Below are 17,929 nucleotides of genomic sequence, written 5' to 3'. Positions count from 1 at the left end.
GCTTTCCATGGGATGGACATCACCTCCCCCCGGCGACAAAGCTCGAGGGCCCGCCATAGGATGCGTGGCGCGCCGGATCGACGACGAAGCCAAAACGGCCGACCTCGTACTCGCCGGCCGGGACCAGAAAGCGCCGGCGCTCGATACCCTCGCCACGGCCTCCACCCAATGTGGCGACCACCTCAACGAAACCATCGTGGTGCTCTGAGCTGATTGCCGAGACGACAACCCAGTCCCCCCTATGTAGCGCCTCGAAGGCCCGGCGATCCTTCTCGCGGGATTCGCCGGGCTGCAGAACGGTTCCGAAGATCGCCTCCCAGGCGTCCGGCCAGGAGTCCTTCCGGGTCTGCTCGGCATATCGCCGTTCGAACCCGGTGAACAGGTGCGGGAAGGTGATCGCAACGATCGCCCATTCGGCGTCTTCCTCGTACCAGCCGTCCTTTTTCCGGAGCCTGGAGTCGACGCTGGCATTGCGGGCGCCCGAGAGATGGAAACCGCCATGTCCGGCTGTCGAATGGCAGATGATGCCCTCGGCGAAGACCGTCGCGCCCTGCGAGGGTCCCCACGGCGTATAGGCGCGGGAGCGCATTTCCCGGCGGCCGAGCGCGCGCTTCTCGCGCTGGTGCTCGGCCTGTTCGAGCACCTTTGCCCTGAATTCCGGCTCGTCCGCGAGTTGGCCACCATGCCCGTAGAAGTCATTGCGCGTGAGTTCCGCCAGCGGCCGGCGCGCGCACCAGCATGTGGCGAGAAAATACTGGCCGACGCGTCCGGGCAGCATGGCGAAGGCGGTGTCATCGACGCGCGCCACGGGAAACCCTTCGGCGCTGATGCCGAAGCGAACCCCCGACTGGTCCGACGCTCCGCCCGGCCGAGGGTGCGATGAATGAGAACGGATCATGCCGCCCTCCCCTCGACCTGATCGGCCGCGGCCTCGTCGGCGGTCACCTCACGGAGCATGGCATTTGGATAGCCATTCCGCGACAACCATTCATCGGCGGCCTGACGGTTGGCCGCGACATGGACGAGCTCGGCCTCATCGCCGGGGCGGTCGAGCACGAGGACGGAGCCGATGGCGGGCCGTTCGACCACAGTGAAGGCGAGGTCGCTATCGACCGAAAGGGTCTTGAAGACCCGCAGGACGATCACCGCCTTGCTGCCGAAATCCCCCTCATGAAGCGTAATCGCGGCCGGTATCGTGGTTTCGCCGACGCGCGTGCCAGTCTGTTTCCTGACGAGCCGGCCGGTGTTGTTGCGACTCTCCCAGGCCCGCAGCTTGCGCCGATGGCGCTCGGGGGGCCGCGGGGTGCCGTCGGAATAGCGGATGATCGCGCCCAGCGGCACGTGGTCAAAGATCAGTTGTGCGGACATGATGTCCTCCGGTTGTGGATTCTGAAACGAAGCCGCCGCCGGGGAAGACCGGCGGCGGAAAGACATTCGAAAGAGAAGGACGGGCTATTCGGCGGCCTCGCGGAACCCCTCGCTGTCGTCGTGGTCCGGGTCGACCGGTTCGGCGTCCGTGCCGTCCGGCTCCTCGTCCTCCTCGGTGACCGTGTTGGACGCGAGCCACGCGGCGAGCGCGTCGCGGTCGGGTGCGAAGAACGCCGAGGGATGAACGAAAGTCTGCTCGTTGAACGCCTCGACCAGCGCCGTCCGCGTATCCTTGACCCGGGCCCGGGGCAGGACGGACGTGCCTTCGCACGATGCTTCGAGGGCGGAGCGCGACAGGCAGGACAGAAATTCTTCCGTGCCCATGTTCGGCAGAAAGCCGTCGGCGCCGATCACATCGCCCGCGGCGCGAGCAACGATGCCGCTATTGGTCCGGTTCTCCTGGCAGGAGAGCACCTCGATCAGCATGGACCGGACCGCGACGCGCAGGGTCTCCATGTCGAAGGAGAGCTTGCCCTTGGCGTCGAAGAGCGCCGCCGCGTGACGCGCGATCCGTCGGTTGCCATAGTGATAATCGTCTCCGCCTCCATTGGCGGAGTCCACCCTGACATTCTGGCCGGCGAAGGCGAGAACCAGCAACGCCATCAGCGTGTCGTCCTCGATCGGGGCACGGCCGAGTGCCTCGTGAAGGGCGTCGGTGCGGAAGTCCCCGATCATCTCGATGCCCTTGCGGGTAACGTCGGGCCGCGTCTTGGGCATCACGACGGCATCCTCGTCCGGGGTCCCGTTGCCCTTCACGGCTTTAGGCTCGGGCATCCGGAAGTGAACGGTCTGCACCTTACCGTCGCGATCGAGATACATGGCGGTGTGATCGGATTTCTTGGGCTTGCCGTAGACGCGCTCGGCCTTCTTGGGCAGCTCCGGCTGGCCCCAGGTGTTGGCCTCAGTGATGACCCCCTTCTTGGGCAGGTTCCGCGTCATCCACTCCTGCTGGGCACCGAGATAGGCCTCGACATTGGTGGTGTAGCGGCTGTCCTCGTCGGCGGGCGCGAACAGATCCTCGACCCAGGAAATGCCATAGGCCTGCGTGAGTTCGTCGTCGAAACTCGCATCGCGCGCATACATGCGGGTCTTGGAGAGACCGTTGGCGACGCTCCACCAGGAGACCTGCGGATCGCCCTTGCCGGGCTTGTGGGCCTTCCAGACCTCCTTCTGCTCGTCGACCGAGGCGGCCGCGATTGTGCGGAGCTGGGTTTCATTGGGCATGTCGCCCCTGGCCATATGATCGAGCATGGCCGGCAGCACATTGGCGAGAAGCCGGAGCTTCTTGATCTGGCGCACCGAAAGTGCGAGCGCGACGGCGATCGCCTCTTCGGTCCAGCCGATGGCAACGAGGCGCTCGATCGCGCGCCACTGGTCGACCGGATTGAGCCCTTCATGGGCAAGCGTTTCAACGAGCGAACGCATCGCGCCGCCATCCTCGGCGGCCTCTCCGACAATGACCGTGATCTCTTCGAGACCGGCGGCGATCGCCTGTTTGACGCGGCGATGCCCGGCCTGGATGACAAAGCCGTTGCCGCCATCCGGCTGAGGCGCCACGACTGGCGGCTGCACGATGCCGACCGCCTTGATCGTTGCGAGCAGCAGCGCATCGGCCTGGGGATTGGATTTCGAGCGGCGGGCCTTGTCGGGGTTTTCGACGAGCGCGCGCGGATCGACGAGCTTGATTTCCATCGGGATGCTCCTTTCGGGGTTCGGGAGCCGGCACCACGCCGGTCCCTTTTCGTCTTCTTGCCGAAGACACCCCCCCCCGGCCCGCGGAGCGGACGGGCCGGTGCAACTGCGCCGGAGCATCCCTGCCCGGCAGGGCGAGCAGGGCTGGCAGCCCTGCGCAGGACGACGCGGCCGGGATTGCGAGCGGTGCGGTTGAGGTGAAACCGTCAGCGGCCTGGCTGCTCTGCGAGGGGTATTTCTTCCTCCCCCTCCCCTGTCATGTTTCGGGCTCTTGACCGCAGGTCGTCAGAACCGCCGCCGTGGCCGCGGCCTTCTCCACACGCGCCTGCGCTTCCATCGTTTTCCGGATGGGAGCCGGCGGGCCTCCTGCATCGCCGCCACGCGTGCCGCCCGGAATCGTGCCTGAAGGACGCCGACGATCTGTGCCGCGTCCAGTATCTGCGGACCCTCGTGCGCGGCCCGCACGAGACCTCGCCGGCCGAGCGCCACAACGACGCCGTGGCCGTCCGCCCGCCCTGGCAGAATCCCCCAAAGATAACGCTCGATGGGCGTGGCATCCGGCGCAACGGGTTCCGCACCCGCGAAATCGAAAAAGGCGGGAGCCCGGCAATCGATCCAGTTCGGCGGAAAGCACTCTCCCGGGAAGGCGAGCGTGTAAATTCCCCTCCAGGGCGTGGGCCGCAGCATTTGCCCACCTGCAGCAAAGCGCGGCGCATCGCGCTTGAGGCGGGTGCCGTCAACCACCCAGATCCGGTTCGGATAGAAGGCCGCGCGCGCGGCCCGTTCGTCGGGCCGCAAGTGGGAGTGCTGGAATTCGAGCACCAGACCGTGACCGGTCCTGACGTCGGCGATGTGCCGCTCGCCGTCGGCGGCAACATGGACGAACTCCTGCCAACCGGCCGGAAATCGGCTCTTCCATTGGCGATGCCATCGGGTTTCGGGCTCCCACCAGTGATCGCAGGTTCGCCTGCCGCGATGCGCCCAGTGATGGACGCGGCGGTCGCCGCATTTGGCGACCATGGGCTGTCCGCAGCCCGGGCACAGGGCAGAAAGACCGTGGCTGGCTTCGACGCATTCGTTGTTGACCAATGCATAGCGCATGTCCGACTCCATATATATTGAGACGCATCCGCCAGTGTGGCGGGCGCAGATTGTTTGTTTTGGATGGAAGCAAACCGCAGCATGGCCAGACGGAGCTGGTGCTGTCTTGATTATCTTCGGCGTGACGGGGCAATGCCGGTCGCCGGTTATGATGACGGAATGTCGAACATGCCAGGCTCCGTTCTTGTGCTCAGGCATGTTGCAAGATTAGCCGCCGACCGGTCCCGGTCAACTCCGGTTGATCGACTATCCTCAGAGAGAGTTCGTCAGGCGGCGGCCCGTTCGGACCCTGTCGCTGCGTCCGCGAGCTCGGCTTCGATTTCGGCCAATAGCCGGCGCTTGTTTTCAAGCTCTCCCGCAAAGGCGAAAGCTTCGCCCTGGCGAGCGCGGTAGGAAGAGAGCCTGCGCTCGGCATCCGCCAGACGCTGGCGATAGCGGAGCCGCTCGTCTTCGAATCCCGAGAGCGCGTGCTCGAGCCTTGCGACCGCGCCGAGCGGTGTCGTCGTGACCGGCAGTTCGATTTCGTATTCGGCGCCGGTGCGCATGAGCATGGTGGTGTAGCGGTAGCCATCGCCACCGAACCGTTCGCCGGAGAATTCGACATCGAAGCCGCCGATCGAGGCGATTGCGGTGTCACCTTCCTGCTGGAGCTGGACGAGCGTGAGGATCTCCTTCATCAGCGCCCTGCCGGCGGGTTTGCGCTCGGAAAAGGATTTGCCGGCGACCGTCATGGCGAAAGCCTCGCCCGCGGTCGGGAGACGCAGGCCGATGTCCATGCCGATGTCAGCGATTCGGCGGTTCGCGACCTCAATGCCGCGTTCGGCCTCACGGATCTGACGGCGGACCGCATGCTGATCGTCCATATGGGCGGCCCGCAGGCGCTCCAGCCGGGCGATGTCGGCTTCGAGCCCGGCTTTCTGTATCAGGCGCGGATCGCCCGACGCAATCGCCTTGGCCATGGCGAACTGGTTGGCCTGGCCCTCGCCCATATCATCGAGCCTGCGGATTGAGGTGTCGCCGGAAAGTGCGGCGGCGATGAACCGGGCCTTGCGCTCGTTGTTCTGCCACATGGTGGCGTCGAGCGAGCCTTCCGTTGCGTAGGCGAAGATATCGATTTCGTCATGCTGATTGCCCTGCCGGCCGATGCGCCCCTCCCGCTGCTCGATCTGCGAGGGCAGCCACGGCACGTCGAGGTGATGCAGGGCCTTGAGGCGGAGCTGGGCGTTGACGCCGGTGCCCATGGTTTCCGACGAGCCTATCAGGAACCGGACCTTGCCGGCATTGACGTCGCCGAACAACCGCTGCTTGGCCTGCGCGCGTCTGTAATCCTGCATGAAGGCGATTTCCGACGCCGGCACGCCCCTGCGCACGAGCTCGTCCCGGATCCAGCGGTAGGCAGAGAACCCCCTGCTCTTTTCCACGCTGATCGTGCCGAGATCGGAGAAGATCATCTGCGCGGCACCGGGCAGCTCAAAGCAATCGCCATCAGGCTTGCGATAAATGTTCTGTGAGGTTTCCGACCAGATGCGGAAGGCGTTGCCGATCAGGTCGTTGAGCTTGTTGTCGGGCTCGTCTCCATTATCGGGGTCGACCAGGCGCAGATCGATCGCAGCGTGGCGGCCGTCGGTGATCACCGACAAGAGGATGTCGTCTCCGGGCCTTGCCGGTCCCTCTCGTTCCTCGATCGCCTTGATGCGCGCATCGAGCACGGTCTGGTAGCGTTTGAAAGCGGCGGACGGCCTGGAGGTCCTGATCTGCCGCTTGCCGGTCGAGACCGCCGGCACCTTCACATACTGCCGCAAGTCCTCGGGCAACACGACGTCCGCAAAGGAGCGGAACATGGCGATGAGCTCGGGGACGTTGACGAAGGTGGCAAAGCGCGTGACCGGCTTGTACTTGCCCGATGGCTGAAGCTCGAGTTCGGTCGTCACATCGCCGAAGGTCGATGCCCAGGCGTCGAACTCGTGCAGACCACGCTCTTTCAGCGCCTCTATGCCGAGGAAGCGCTGCACCGAGAACATCTCGCCGAGCGTGTTGGTGATCGGGGTGCCCGAGGCCAGCACCAGCGCGCGGCCGGGGTTCTTGGTTTCAACGAAGCGGGACTTGACGTAGAGGTCCCACGCCCGTTGCGACCCGTTCGGATCGACCCCCTTCAAGCTTGACATGTTGGTGGCAAAGGAGAGCTTGCGGAATTCCTGGGCCTCGTCGACGATGATCTGGTCGATGCCGAGCTCGGAGATGGTCAGAAGATCGTCCTTGCGCGTCGCGAGCGCTTCGAGCCGTTCCTGAAGCCCCTCCTTCAGCCGCTCGAGCCGTTTGCGCGACACGCGGTCGTCGCCGTCCACCTTGGTCAGCAGTTCCTCGTAGAGCTCGAGCTCGTCGGAGATCATCTGCTGCTCGAAGGCGGACTGAATGGAAATGAACCTGAATGCCGAATGGGTGATGATGATCGCATCCCATTTGGCCGTGGCGGCACGGGCGAGGAAGCGATGCCGCTTGTCTTTGGTGAAGTTGGTCTCGTCGGCGACAAGGATGCGGGCGGCCGGGTAGAGCGCCAGAAACTCGCGCGCCGCCTGCGCCAGGCAATGACCGGGAACGACCAGCATCGCCTTGGCGATCAGCCCGAGCCGCTTCTGCTCCATGATTGCGGCGGCCATGGTCATGGTCTTGCCGGCGCCGACGGCGTGGGCGAGATAGGTCGAACCCGCCGAAATGATGCGCCAGATGCCGCGTTTCTGGTGCCCATAAAGACAAAAGGCGCCTGAGGCGCCCGGAAGCTGAAGGTGATCGCCGTTGAACGTTCGCGGAGCGATGTTGTTGAACCGGTCGTTATAATCCCGGGCAAGCCGGTCGGTGCGGTCGGGATCGGACCAGATCCAGGTCTGGAAGGCCGTCTTGATCTTTGTGAGCTTCTCCTTGGCCGCCTCGGTGTCGACCACATTGAGGACGCGCTTTTCGCTGTCGCCGTCCTTGATGGTATCGAAGATCTGCGGCACCCGGCTGTTGAGCGCGTCGGCAAGCAGCTCGCCGGCGTGCCGCCGATCCGTGCCCCATTCCGAGGTCCCCGCGGCGGTATACCCGAGCTGTCGTGCCTCGACCGTCCAGGAGGCGAGTTCGGGCATGTGGCGGATCCTGATGTCGGCGCCCATCATCTCCCTGACGAAATCGACAATGTCGGTGGCGGGAATCCAGGGGGCACCCAGTCGCGCCGTGATATCGGACGGGCTGAGGTCGGCAGGCTGGACGTCACGCAGCGCCCGGACATTGCATTCAAACACCGGATCGAGTGCAGCGGCGGCTTCCGCGGCCTTGAGCTTGTCGCGCACCTTGCCCGAGAGATAGGCGTCGGCGGTCTGCCAGGACCCGGTCTCGGGTTCGCGGAAAACGGCGTCACCCAGCTCGGCGATGACGGTGTCCACATCGGCATGCATGAGCTCGGCAATGTGATCGACATCGACATGACCGCGCTCGTTGAGCACCACGGCCAGCGCATCGGCGGCACAGGTGATGACCGGCGCCGAGGGCGGAGCGATCACCCGCTCGGTGAAGATCGGACCGGGGCGCGCCGTGTTCGTCTCGAGGTCGTAATCCTCGATCGAGGCGACGAGCCAGCAATCGGGGTCGTCGAGGAAGGGTTGGAGATTGGGGCGGCGGTGCGTCTCGCGGACTTCGCCGGTCTCAAGATCCTCCTTCACCGATACGGTCGTGGAATTGACCGGACCGAAGGCGCGCACGAAGTTCGACCAGGCGATGCGCAGCCTAACCTGGTGCTGCTTGAAGGGCTGATCGAGCTCCTGAGCCTTGAGGACCTCGCGCACGGCGTCGCGGATCGGGATCAGCTTTCGGATGATCCTGGCCTGTTTGTCGGAGACGCCTTCTGCGGCACGGCCCTTGCGCACCGTGATGGTGACGGGTTCACCGTCGCGCACCTGCATCAGCGCCTGGTTCTTGCCGACAAAGAAGCTGCCCTCGCGGATGCCCTGCCCATCGGGCTCATCGAATTCGTGGGCATCGCCTGCATCGGTTTCCGGATCGACGGCTTCGGGCTCACCGTCATAGATCGCTTCCGGAAGAAGACGGGTGGCGGCGCCAAGCGCCTGCTCCAGATCGACACCTCGCTGCGGCAGGCAGGTATAGGTCTCGCCGAACGGTCCGGACGTCGTGGCATGGATTCCCAACACGTGATCCGGATGCTGCGCGAACCAGCGATTGACCCGGATGGGGCCCTCGTCCTCGGTTGCAGGCCGGACCTCTTCTGTTTCCAGCCAGGACATGTCGCCCTCGGCGTCGTCTGGCCTGCGCTTCCGGAAATAGAGGATGTCGGCCACCACATTCGTGCCGGCCTCGGCCCGGAAACTGCCCTCAGGCAGGCGGAGGGCGGCGACAAGGTCGGCCTGTCGGGCGATCGTTTCCCGCGCGGATGGATCGGCCTTGTCCATGGTGCCGCTGGAGGTGACGAAAGCCGCAAGCCCGCCGGGCTTCAGCCGGTCGATCGCCTTGACGATGAAATAGTCATGCAGCCGCAAACCGAGGCCGCGATAGGCTTGGTCCGAGCGCACCGTGCGGTCGGAAAAGGGTGGATTGCCGATCGCCAGGTCGAAATGCGCGGGCAGATCCATACGGGCGAAATCGCCGTTGACGATCCGGGCGCGGGGCTGGAGCAGGCGGGCGATCCGCGCTGTGACCGGGTCGAGCTCGACACCAGTGACATGGGCGACCGGGCGCAGGTCCTCGGGCATCAGGGCGGGAAACAGCCCTGTGCCGATGCCGGGTTCGAGCACCCGACCGCCGCGCCAGCCAAGCCGCAGCAAGCCCGACCAGATGGCCCGGACGATGAACTCCGGCGTGAAATGCGCATACTGCGTACAGCGGGCAAGCGAAGCGTATTCCTGCACTGAGGTAACATCCTGCAGATCGGAACCGATCTCCTGCCAGCCTTTGCGAAAGTCCGCCTCGCCCGGCCGCCGGAACACCGCATTGGCGAGTTCCGAGGCGCCGAACCCGGTGAACTTGATGAGCGCCGCCTGTTCCTCGACCGTCGCCGGGCGGGCTTCGGATTCAATCGACTGGGCGAGCGCGATGGCGGCGATATTGTCCTGGGCGCGTTGTCTCCAGCCACGGGCCAGACCGCGACCGCCGGCGAGATGGAAGTTCTCGCCGCGTCCTTTGTCCGGTGTCTTGCCGGGGCGCTGTGTAGCCGCGGGCGCCGGCTCTTCCGGCGTATCCTCGTGATCCTCCGGCGGTTCGATTGTCGTGCCGAACGCGGTGACGCCAAGACCGAGGCCGGCTGAAAGGGTGTTGCCGGAAGACACGAGCGTGAAGGGGTCGTCATTGGGCATGGGTTGTTCTCCATGTGTTGGGGTGCGCGGCCGCACGCCGCCGGGATTGGCCGGTGGCGCGACGCACGTGACAGATTCGGGATGGGGTCAGCGGGTGATCAGCGAGAGTGAGATGTCGTGCTCGGTGAGCTGTACCCCCAGATGGGTGGCGCCGAAGTTCCGGTTGAAGCTCGGGATCAGCAGGTCGGCATCGATGAATTCGATGCCGTCATCGCCCCCGAAATACCGGCGCTTGTAGTCCCACCAATCCGGATTGCCCTTTGGGTGGCATTCGGCGGAATAGACGACGAGCGGTGTCTCGCCATCGCCTAGCCTGCCGTTCGAGATGATGTAGACGCCCTCGTCGCCAACGAGCCACAGGCCGGGCTTTTCGCCCTGGCCGGGTTTCAAGCCGTAGTAGGGATTGCGGAAGCCGCCGTTGGCGGCCGCGTCCGCTTCCCCGCGCGCGATGACCTTGCGCACGGCCATGATCGGGAACGTGAACATGGCGGCCTCACGCGGCCTCGGCGAGCGGCAGGTGGCGCAGATGAACCGGGAGCTTTTCCGCGATTTGCGCGTCGGTCAGATAATCCAGTAGCGCGAAGCTGCTTTCATGCCTGCCATAGACGATGACGGTGCGCTGGCCCCGATGCTCGGGCGGATAACCCGCCCCGGCATAGCCGCGATACCGGTCCTCGGTGGCGCTCCAGATATGCTCGATGCGCTCCTCGCGGGTCATCGCCCTGACCGGGCGGCGCTCCCGCTCGACGATCGCGTCGCGCATCTCGACCGGCGAACCAGGCCGGGCGAGATCGCAATAGGCATGGAAGTAGCGCTCCGCCCCATTGATGCGCAGCGCATAGAACACGCTGGTGATGCTGCCAGTCAGGAATTCGCCCAGGGCGAACATCTCACCGCGCATCCAGAGCGGCGGCAGGATATCGAGCATGTAATCGTGTTCGGGCCGGGCAATCTCGAACCATTCGCCCGCGAACAGGGCACCGTCGTCGTTCTGCCAACGGTTCGGGCGCTGGGCGTGGCGATCGAACAGACGGAACATCTGCCGGCGTTCGGCAACCCCGAAATAGATCTTGCGGATGGGAGAGAGGGTCATGGGTGGGCTCCTTGGCCTCCGGGGCTGGAGCGCAGCTCATCCTCTCGACGTCGCCATCGTCTTCAGCCCTTCCGGACCCCTCTCAAGCGGCCGCCTCTCCGTCCGGCCGTGTCAAGGGCCGGGCCTCAGCCGGGCGAAGCGTCACCCTTGAGGCGGCCGGCGGGCATGCGGCAGCCATTCTCCTTCGAGTTCTCCCTCCCTCTCGATTCCTGGTTCCTTCCCAATTCCGCGTTCCAGTCTTCCGCCAGCGGACACATCCGCTCGAAGCCGCATCCTGCCTCGGCAGAAAGCTCTCGCAGACGGCCGGCGTATGTCTCGCCCTGTGCGTTGTTGTCGGTGGCAGCCACAAGATGGGCGCCCGTCCGGTGGGCATGTGCGCGAAGGGCCTCGGCCGAGGCCGGGGCCCAGCCGCCGCCGGTGCTCATATAGAGGGTATCCGCTCGGATGTCCTCGATCGCGGCCAGGCTCATGGCGTCGATTGCCGCCTCGGTGACACAGAGCCGGAGCGCATCGGGCCGGCCGAGGCGGAACAGCACCTTGGCGCCTCCGGTCGCGAAGCTGCGCCAATCGGGACCACGCTCCTCCCAGCCGGTCACCTCGCCGGCGGAATCGGTATGGCCGGCCCACATGCTGCCCTTCGGGCCTTCGCGCAAGAGGTTCGCGGCAACGGCTATGCGGATCACTGCCTCGGGAATGTGGCGCGTGTCGCGGAGATAACGCCATGTCGCCGAGCCGGGCCAGGGTTTTCGCCGGACCCGCCAGCGTTCCACGATCGTCAGGTCGGGCGCACGGTCCCTGGCCTCGTGTGTCCAGACCGGTTCGGACGGTACAAAGCCGACCAGTTCGGCAACGACATAGAGCGCGGCGGCAAAAGGTATGCCGTCGAGATGTTCCACCAGGGAGAAGACGTCGCCCTTTGCATCCGACAAGGGATCGAACCAGCCGTTGCCGTCATGGATGACGATGACGATCTCGCTGGCGCGGCGATACTTCATCGCCTTGCCGCTGCTCTCCCTGAGATCGAGCGCGAACCCCGCGTCCTCCAGCACGGCGCTGCAGGGCACCTTCCCTCTCAACTCTTCCAGGTCTGCTTTTTCCATGTCTCGCCTGCGCCTTCGCGCGCTCCTCTTATCCGATTCCCGCTCCCGGTCTGTGCCGGGACGAGGATCGGCAGGCCGCGAAGAGCAAGCCGGGCAAGGGCGCGGCGGGCAACCCGGCAGATTTGCGGGGCCGGACCGATCTCGCCCGCCGCGGCGAAGCCTCCCTTGCCGGGCGCAGCGCGCAAGCGGCACGCACACCCGCACGTCAACCGCTGCATCGCTCTTCCTTGGCGACAATCGCGGTCACCATGTCGATATCCATTTCCGCCTGCGGAGAGATGCGGGCGATTTCCGCGGCGACCTTGGCCGAGTGATGGTACTCAGTTCGATTGCCTCGGACGCGGGCGCACGTAGCCATCCATGCCATTCATCGCCGATGAGATTGTCGAGCCGTGATCAGAGGAAGTGTTCTGTTTATTCGAGCGGCAGGTCAGGGGCGGCAAGAATCCGGTCGCTGAAAGGCGGCGCGGTACTTGGCGCCAAATTTACTATCCATGAAATGACGGCAAGAGGACTTGGCAGGGCAAGTGCGCCTCCGGACCTCAACTGCTCGCGGCGGTGATCGGCAAGCGCGCACCGTATGCCCGCCGGATCATCTTCGAGACGGGGCCGCTGTCGGAGTGGTTCTACGATGCGCCGACAGCACAGGGCTGCCGGCGATCTGCATTGACGGGCGGCATGCCAAGGCTGCGCTCGACGTGGCCGCGCACGGTCGTGTGCGTCAAGTTCAGCAACTTGGGTCGGCCATAAAATTGGTCACGCGGCAGCATTGAGTTTCTTGTGTTCCTTGAGGTCGCCGCTGCTGATGCAGCGGTCTGCCTCGAGCCGGTTCTCATAGGTTTCGACAGCCATATTGCGCTGTGGCGACAAACGGTTGCGCCGACTGCCATAAGAGGCGGCTGCGGTCATGCTGAACAGGTCGACGGATTCCAGCATCCTGCGAACTTGGGCGTGGAGCTGAAGAACGGCTCGGCCTCAGGCGCGCGGCCGTGACCGCCCCAATCAGCGAATTTGCAGAACTATCGACACTACCCGGGAAGCCCGATGAGGCGAGATTGCGACGGACAGGAGTTCTCGGTTTCCGGCTCGATACGATTGAGTTTGCCACAATGCCGGTTGCGGACGAACAGGCAGGTTACGGAGCATGAACTTTCGGATGAAAAACAAGTCGGAAGCATCATCCGGTCTGGAGGAAATCCGCAGTTCCAGTTCGATTCTGCGCCCCTGTGGGAAATCCGGCTCGCCTGGGTGCTGCGCATTCCAATATTGGGGACGGCGGCATTTCACCTCGATCAGGGCACGCTCGCTGCCTCGTCACACTGATGCTGATGGTTGTTCTGCGAAGAGACACGCCGTCCCTGCCGGAAATCTTTACTTTCGGAGCCGCACAGCCGGGCCGCGCCCGTTCTCGCTGATGAACTCCGCGCCGTTTGATTCCAAGACCTGTTTCAGAGCGTCCAGCACTTCGTCCGGGCACGAGACGTTGCCGTTCTCGAAGCGGGTAACAGTAAGTCCAGAGACTTTTGCCTGTTTCGCAAGCTCACGGACGGAAAGTCCCAGCCCCGCTCTGGCCATCCGGCACTGAGACGGAGAAAGACGGCCATTTTGGTTGTGCTCCACCGTGCCTTCCCGGTCGTGGCCGGAACTCTCCTCCGCCGGCTGATCAATTCTGCTCGCCGGATACGCGCCTGCCGCCAGCTCCGCCAGATTCCCACGCATTCGCGAAAGGGTGTCCCGGGACTGTTTGGCTGCTTCATCGTCCAGTCCGTTGCAAGTGGCAACGCAGAGTTCGGTGAAGACTTTCTTGATCCTTCTGACGAGGGGAATCGCCGCGGGCCGCAATAGAACCCGCTTCGCTCGGCGGTCGTTTTCGTCAGGCTCCCGCTTGACCAGGCCCGCAGCCTGCAAGCGATCGAGCACGCCGACGAGGGTCATCGCCTCGCAGGAAAGCAATTGGGCCAACTGCGTCTGGCGGAGGCCTTCATTTTGCGCCACGGTCAGGAGCACGCGGGCCTCGGCAGGCGTCACTGCAAGCCCGGCGGCCTCGAATTCGAACGAAAGCTGTCGGTGGAACGACTTGGCAAAGGCGAGCCCTTCAAGGGCAAGGGCGACGTCTCCCGGCAAGCAAACACGGGCTTGATCGATTTGGACGACTTGGTTGCTCGGGACTCTGTCTGGCATGGTTTGTCAAAGAGCCTTTGACCGGACCTTCGGCCTGTCGGAGTGCGGGTTGGACATCTCCATCCGCCCGATCAGCAGGCTGCAGGTCAGATGGTCGGCGAGATATGTGGCCACCGACCCTGACCACCACCTTGCCAGGGTTCCATGCTGGCGGTGTCCGATGACAACAAGATCGGCATCGATCTCCCTTGCGACGGCGCAAATCTCCGGTCCGGGGTCACCCATATTGAGGCGGACTTCGGGTCGGAGCCCATGTCTCGCAACCGCCGCTCGCCTTCGGCGAGAATGTTTCGGTAGACCTCGCTCTGGTCGCCGACGATTCCCGGATGCATGCCCTCCGCAAACACCATGCCCGTGGAAATCTGCACCACTGCCAGCAGGCAAACCTGCGCTCCGCATAGCTGCGCAAGCCGCGCTCCCTCGCCAAGGGCAAGACGCCCGTCGGCAGACCCATCATACGCCAGCAGCACCTTGCGGTACATATCGTAGCCCTTGCTTCATGATCGAGGCTAAGCTAATCAGTAGCACACTATCAATAAGAAAGCTAAGACTTTGGATCCGAGCAAAGAGTTTGCCGTGGAACTTGGCCGGGTCGGGCGCCGTTGGCGAACGCTCCTCGACGCGCGCGTGAAGCATCTGGGGCTGACGCAGGCGCGGTGGATTGCACTTCTGCATCTGCGGCACTCAGGCTGTCTTGCGCAAAGGGACCTTGCCGACAAGATCGGCGTGGAAGGGCCCACCTTGGTGCGTCTGCTGGATGCGCTCCAGGAGCGGGGGCTGATCGAGCGCCTCGAGGCCGGCGATGACCGGCGCGTCAAGAAAATCCACCTCACCGAGAGCGCTAGGGCGGTCATCGACGAGATAGATCGCATTGCGGATGCTTTCAGGAAAGAAGTGATGGACGGGATTCACCCGGATGATCTGGCGACCGCGCATCGCGTGCTGCGTCTCATCGGCAGCCGACTTGAAGGGTTTTAGAATGAACATGGAAGCAAAGCCCTCGCAGTACGCGAAGGTGAGGGAGCTGGACGTCGCCGAAGCTGAGCCTTCGGGGGACACCGTCGAAACAACCGCCTCACCAGGGCGGCGCGACGGAAGAGTCCGCCGCCTCGTCCGAACGGTGGTGATTCTGGCGGCGCTTGGTGTTGCAGCCTATTTCACTTATCCGTGGCTGGCGGCGCGGTGGACCCATGTCTTCCTGGACGATGCCCGCATCGCCGGCAATCTGGTCGCCGTCAGCAGCGAGGTCTCTGGCAGGATCGTGACGCTTTCCGTCATTGCGGGAGACAGGGTCGCGAAGGGCCAGGTTCTTGCGACGCTGGATTCGGCCTCCGTCGCGCAAGAGCTGAAAGGCTTGAAGGCTCAGGTATCCGGCGTCAAGTCACAGCAGAACCAGTTGCGCGCGCAGCAGGACTTGATACGAACCCAGGTCGCCGCCAAGCTTGACGCCGCCCGCGCCCAAATTACCGCTGCGGAAGCCGCGCACGCATCTGCCGAGGCGACGCTCGAGAACGCGCAATCCCAGTTCGACCGCGTCACGGCTCTTGCGGGGCGAAATGTTCTGTCAATCCAGCAGCTCGAGGATGCAGAAGCCCGGCTCGCGGCCGCTACGCAACAGGAGCGTTCGACCGCGGCAGGCATTGAGACCGCCAAGGCAAATCTGCAGGTGGTCGAGGCGGAGGAGGCCCAGATCGGCGTGCTTGAACGGCAGATCGCCACGCTTGATGCACAGATCGAAGCATTGACCGCGCAGATCGAACAGAAGCGCATCGACCTGACGAAGCGCGAAATCCGAGCGGAGTTCGACGGCGTGATCGACAGCACCTTCGTTGACGCCGGTGAATACGTATCGCCCGGCACCAGGCTGCTTATCTATCACGATCCCGAGAACGTATGGGTCGATGCGAACGTAAAGGAGACGGATTTCCGGAATGTTCAAATTGGCGCACCCGCTCGGATCACCGTCAACGCCTATCCCGGACGGGAATTCCACGGCGAGGTCGTGCGGCTCGGCGCAGCGGCTACAAGCCAGTTCGCCCTGCTGCCCAGCCCCAATCCGAGCGGCAACTTCACCAAGGTGACCCAACGCCTGCCGGTGCGGATTTCCATCGGAAAACAGGACGGTCTGCTGCGTCCCGGAATGATGGTGGAAGTCAGCATCGATGTCGTCGATCGATAATCTCTTCGACCGTTATGGTCCGGCCTACCGTTGGCTGGCGACGGGAACCGTGATGATCGCCGCGATTGCGGTCGTGCTCTCGACCACGATCGTCAATGTCGCAATTCCCGGGGTCATGGGGACGTTCGGCATCAGCCAGGTCGAGGCGCAATGGATTTCGACCGGATTCCTCGCTGCGATGACCGCGACGATGCTGCTGGCCGACTGGGCCAACAGGGCCTTCGGCCAACGGCTAAGCATGATCACGGCGCTCATGCTGTTCGCGGCGGGATCGGTCCTAGGCGGGCTTGCTCCCAACGAAACCGTGCTGACCATTGCGCGGGTGATCCAGGGGGCGGCCGCCGGAATCGTACAGCCACTTGCAATGGTTCTGCTCTTCCAGGTCTTTCCGGCGAACCAGCGCGGTGCCGCCATGGGGATATTCGGCATTGGCGTCGTGCTCGCACCGGCGCTCGGACCATGGATCGGCGGCGTCCTGATCGATGCATTCAACTGGCGGTATGTCTTTTATCTCGGTCTTCCCTTTGCCGCGCTAGCCATTGTCCTATCGAACCTTTTTCTGCCATCGCGGGCCGAAAGCGGGCCGCGCCCGGGATTCGACTGGACCGGCATGATCCTTCTTTGCGTCTTTCTCGGTTTTCTGTTGAACGCACTGACCAACGCCCAGCGCGAGGGCTGGACCTCGGATCCGATCCTCGCGCAGTTCGCGATTGCCGCGCTTGCAGCGTCAGGGTTCGTTCTTTGGGAGATCAGCACCGAAAAGCCGATGCTCGACATGCGGCTTTTCGCGCAGTTGCCCTTCGCCTCCGCCTGTCTGGTCGGCTTCATCATGGGCGCGGGCCTCTTCGGCTCGACCTATCTCGTCCCGCTGTTCGTCCAGACGATCCAGGGGTTGACGCCGACACAGGCGGGCCTGCTGCTGATGCCCTCGGGCTTTGTTCTGGTGCTCGTATTCCCCATCGCCGGGCGCATGTCCGATCGCCTCCCGTCAGGCTGGCTGATCGGCTCCGGTCTCGCGATCTTCGCCTATTCCTCCTATCTCACGGCGGACATCGACATCAACACGAGCTTCTGGACGCTCGCCTGGCTCACCGTCCTGTCGCGGGTCGGTCTGGGCCTCATTTTCCCGTCGTTGACCGCAAGTTCGCTGAAGGTGTTGCCCGCAATGCTGGTCGCCCAGGGCTCCGGAGCGATCAATTTCATACGACAGCTCGGCGGTGCCTTCGGGGTCAACCTGCTTGCCGTCTTCCTCGAGCGACGGACCGTGATGCACGCCGACGCATTCGCCGCGACCCAGACCAGCGACAACACCGCGACAATTTCACTGCTGAACCAGGTGGCGGGAATGGTCAAGGCGGCCGGCATACCGGATTTCCAACAACTGCCGGCGGCGATGTCCTTTCTCGCGCAAAGCATCGCAATTCAGGCGAATACGGCCGCGTTCCGCGATGGCTTCATTGTTGTGGCGATCGTCTTTGCGATTGCGCTGTTGCCGACATGGCTGCTGTATCGCGCCGAAACCCGTCGCAGGCTCGACGCGCACAGCGCCTCTGTCGGCGCGACCGACTAACTATGTTGGGCACGGCCCTCTTCGGTCGGGCGGTCAGCCGCATCAACGCCGCCGCATCGAGTCGTGCCTCGCGCGAACTCGGGCCTCAGTGACTTGGACATGAAACCATGCAAACCCGACCCCCTCACGCCGGCTCTTCCGAGCAGACCCGACAGGCGTTGATCCGCGCCGCTCTTGAGCTGAGTGAGGTCGTCGGAGGTTCCTGCCCGCCGTCGCGAGGCTTGCGCGCAGGAAATTGCCTGGCGC

The 17,929-nt window shown here is 64.2% G+C and carries 14 protein-coding genes and 2 pseudogenes; 4 read left to right on the top strand and 12 right to left on the bottom strand.

Annotated features, from left to right (window positions below):
- Window positions 1-19 precede the first annotated feature (19 nt).
- The 8 genes from V1479_RS20960 to V1479_RS20925 form a co-directional block, all read right to left on the bottom strand.
- Complete coding sequence (locus V1479_RS20960; RefSeq protein WP_368804613.1) at window positions 20-898, bottom strand: DUF7007 domain-containing protein; 879 nt, start codon at window positions 896-898, stop codon at window positions 20-22.
- Window positions 895-1,368 (bottom strand): UCP036055 family protein, encoded by a 474-nt coding sequence (locus V1479_RS20955; RefSeq protein WP_368804612.1) that lies wholly within the window; start codon window positions 1,366-1,368, stop codon window positions 895-897. Before V1479_RS20955 ends, V1479_RS20960 begins: the two co-directional genes overlap by 4 nt.
- 84 nt (window positions 1,369-1,452) lie before the next feature.
- On the bottom strand, window positions 1,453-3,120 hold the full coding sequence (locus V1479_RS20950) for a ParB N-terminal domain-containing protein (protein WP_173194921.1): 1,668 nt from the start codon (window positions 3,118-3,120) through the stop codon (window positions 1,453-1,455).
- Window positions 3,121-3,405: 285 nt separating this feature from the next.
- The gene (locus tag V1479_RS20945) at window positions 3,406-4,221 is read right to left on the bottom strand and encodes a competence protein CoiA (RefSeq protein WP_173194922.1); all 816 of its coding nucleotides are present in this window, start codon (window positions 4,219-4,221) and stop codon (window positions 3,406-3,408) included.
- A gap of 266 nt (window positions 4,222-4,487) precedes the next feature.
- Window positions 4,488-9,560 (bottom strand): helicase-like domain-containing protein, encoded by a 5,073-nt coding sequence (locus V1479_RS20940; RefSeq protein ID WP_368804611.1) that lies wholly within the window; start codon window positions 9,558-9,560, stop codon window positions 4,488-4,490.
- An 87-nt stretch (window positions 9,561-9,647) separates the two neighbouring features.
- Window positions 9,648-10,046 carry a DUF3085 domain-containing protein gene (locus tag V1479_RS20935; protein WP_173194924.1) on the bottom strand — a complete coding sequence of 133 codons (399 nt, stop codon included), beginning with the start codon at window positions 10,044-10,046 and terminating at the stop codon, window positions 9,648-9,650.
- Window positions 10,047-10,053: 7 nt separating this feature from the next.
- On the bottom strand, window positions 10,054-10,653 hold the full coding sequence (locus V1479_RS20930) for a DUF1419 domain-containing protein (protein WP_173194925.1): 600 nt from the start codon (window positions 10,651-10,653) through the stop codon (window positions 10,054-10,056).
- A gap of 125 nt (window positions 10,654-10,778) precedes the next feature.
- Window positions 10,779-11,753, bottom strand: coding sequence for a DUF3991 and toprim domain-containing protein (locus V1479_RS20925; protein WP_173194926.1), 975 nt, complete (start codon window positions 11,751-11,753; stop codon window positions 10,779-10,781).
- A 501-nt stretch (window positions 11,754-12,254) separates the two neighbouring features.
- Between V1479_RS20925 and V1479_RS20920 the strand changes: the two are divergent.
- Window positions 12,255-12,463: pseudogene (locus V1479_RS20920) on the top strand (IS110 family transposase); the annotation flags it as partial.
- A 46-nt stretch (window positions 12,464-12,509) separates the two neighbouring features.
- Here V1479_RS20920 and V1479_RS20915 read toward each other — a convergent pair.
- The 4 genes and pseudogenes from V1479_RS20915 to V1479_RS20900 form a co-directional block, all read right to left on the bottom strand.
- Complete coding sequence (locus tag V1479_RS20915; RefSeq protein WP_173194928.1) at window positions 12,510-12,689, bottom strand: hypothetical protein; 180 nt, start codon at window positions 12,687-12,689, stop codon at window positions 12,510-12,512.
- A gap of 435 nt (window positions 12,690-13,124) precedes the next feature.
- Window positions 13,125-13,934: a MarR family transcriptional regulator gene (locus tag V1479_RS20910; RefSeq protein WP_206680608.1), complete on the bottom strand. Its 810-nt coding sequence runs from the start codon at window positions 13,932-13,934 to the stop codon at window positions 13,125-13,127.
- A gap of 6 nt (window positions 13,935-13,940) precedes the next feature.
- Entirely contained in the window at window positions 13,941-14,159 is a 219-nt protein-coding gene (locus tag V1479_RS20905; protein WP_368804610.1) for a universal stress protein, read from the bottom strand.
- Between the two features lie 143 nt (window positions 14,160-14,302).
- A pseudogene (locus V1479_RS20900) lies at window positions 14,303-14,416 on the bottom strand (universal stress protein); the annotation flags it as partial.
- A gap of 94 nt (window positions 14,417-14,510) precedes the next feature.
- Between V1479_RS20900 and V1479_RS20895 the strand changes: the two are divergent.
- The 3 genes from V1479_RS20895 to V1479_RS20885 are packed head-to-tail and all read left to right on the top strand — an operon-like array spanning window position 14,511 to window position 17,683.
- Entirely contained in the window at window positions 14,511-14,912 is a 402-nt protein-coding gene (locus V1479_RS20895; RefSeq protein WP_206680610.1) for a MarR family transcriptional regulator, read from the top strand.
- 1 nt (window position 14,913) lies between these two features.
- Window positions 14,914-16,113: an HlyD family secretion protein gene (locus tag V1479_RS20890; RefSeq protein ID WP_206680611.1), complete on the top strand. Its 1,200-nt coding sequence runs from the start codon at window positions 14,914-14,916 to the stop codon at window positions 16,111-16,113.
- On the top strand, window positions 16,097-17,683 hold the full coding sequence (locus V1479_RS20885) for a DHA2 family efflux MFS transporter permease subunit (RefSeq protein WP_368804609.1): 1,587 nt from the start codon (window positions 16,097-16,099) through the stop codon (window positions 17,681-17,683). The genes V1479_RS20890 and V1479_RS20885 overlap by 17 nt, the downstream gene beginning before the upstream one ends.
- Window positions 17,684-17,929: the final 246 nt, after the last annotated feature.

The sequence above is a fragment of the Neoaquamicrobium sediminum genome (assembly GCF_040970315.1).
GTDB lineage: Bacteria > Pseudomonadota > Alphaproteobacteria > Rhizobiales > Rhizobiaceae > Aerobium > Aerobium sediminum.
Note: the sequence above shows the minus strand (reverse complement) of the source record. Positions and strands in the feature narration are given on the sequence as shown.

Excerpts from the sequence above, each read along its gene's own strand:
- V1479_RS20960 (WP_368804613.1), bottom strand. The coding sequence starts at position 898 with ATGATCCGTTCTCATTCATCGCACCCTCGGCCGGGCGGAGCGTCGGAC.
- V1479_RS20955 (WP_368804612.1), bottom strand. The coding sequence starts at position 1,368 with ATGTCCGCACAACTGATCTTTGACCACGTGCCGCTGGGCGCGATCATC.
- V1479_RS20950 (WP_173194921.1), bottom strand. The coding sequence starts at position 3,120 with ATGGAAATCAAGCTCGTCGATCCGCGCGCGCTCGTCGAAAACCCCGAC.
- V1479_RS20945 (WP_173194922.1), bottom strand. The coding sequence starts at position 4,221 with ATGCGCTATGCATTGGTCAACAACGAATGCGTCGAAGCCAGCCACGGT.
- V1479_RS20940 (WP_368804611.1), bottom strand. The coding sequence starts at position 9,560 with ATGCCCAATGACGACCCCTTCACGCTCGTGTCTTCCGGCAACACCCTT.
- V1479_RS20935 (WP_173194924.1), bottom strand. The coding sequence starts at position 10,046 with ATGTTCACGTTCCCGATCATGGCCGTGCGCAAGGTCATCGCGCGCGGG.
- V1479_RS20930 (WP_173194925.1), bottom strand. The coding sequence starts at position 10,653 with ATGACCCTCTCTCCCATCCGCAAGATCTATTTCGGGGTTGCCGAACGC.
- V1479_RS20925 (WP_173194926.1), bottom strand. The coding sequence starts at position 11,753 with ATGGAAAAAGCAGACCTGGAAGAGTTGAGAGGGAAGGTGCCCTGCAGC.
- V1479_RS20915 (WP_173194928.1), bottom strand. The coding sequence starts at position 12,689 with ATGCTGGAATCCGTCGACCTGTTCAGCATGACCGCAGCCGCCTCTTAT.
- V1479_RS20910 (WP_206680608.1), bottom strand. The coding sequence starts at position 13,934 with ATGCCAGACAGAGTCCCGAGCAACCAAGTCGTCCAAATCGATCAAGCC.
- V1479_RS20905 (WP_368804610.1), bottom strand. The coding sequence starts at position 14,159 with ATGGGTGACCCCGGACCGGAGATTTGCGCCGTCGCAAGGGAGATCGAT.
- V1479_RS20890 (WP_206680611.1), top strand. The coding sequence starts at position 14,914 with ATGAACATGGAAGCAAAGCCCTCGCAGTACGCGAAGGTGAGGGAGCTG.
- V1479_RS20885 (WP_368804609.1), top strand. The coding sequence starts at position 16,097 with ATGTCGTCGATCGATAATCTCTTCGACCGTTATGGTCCGGCCTACCGT.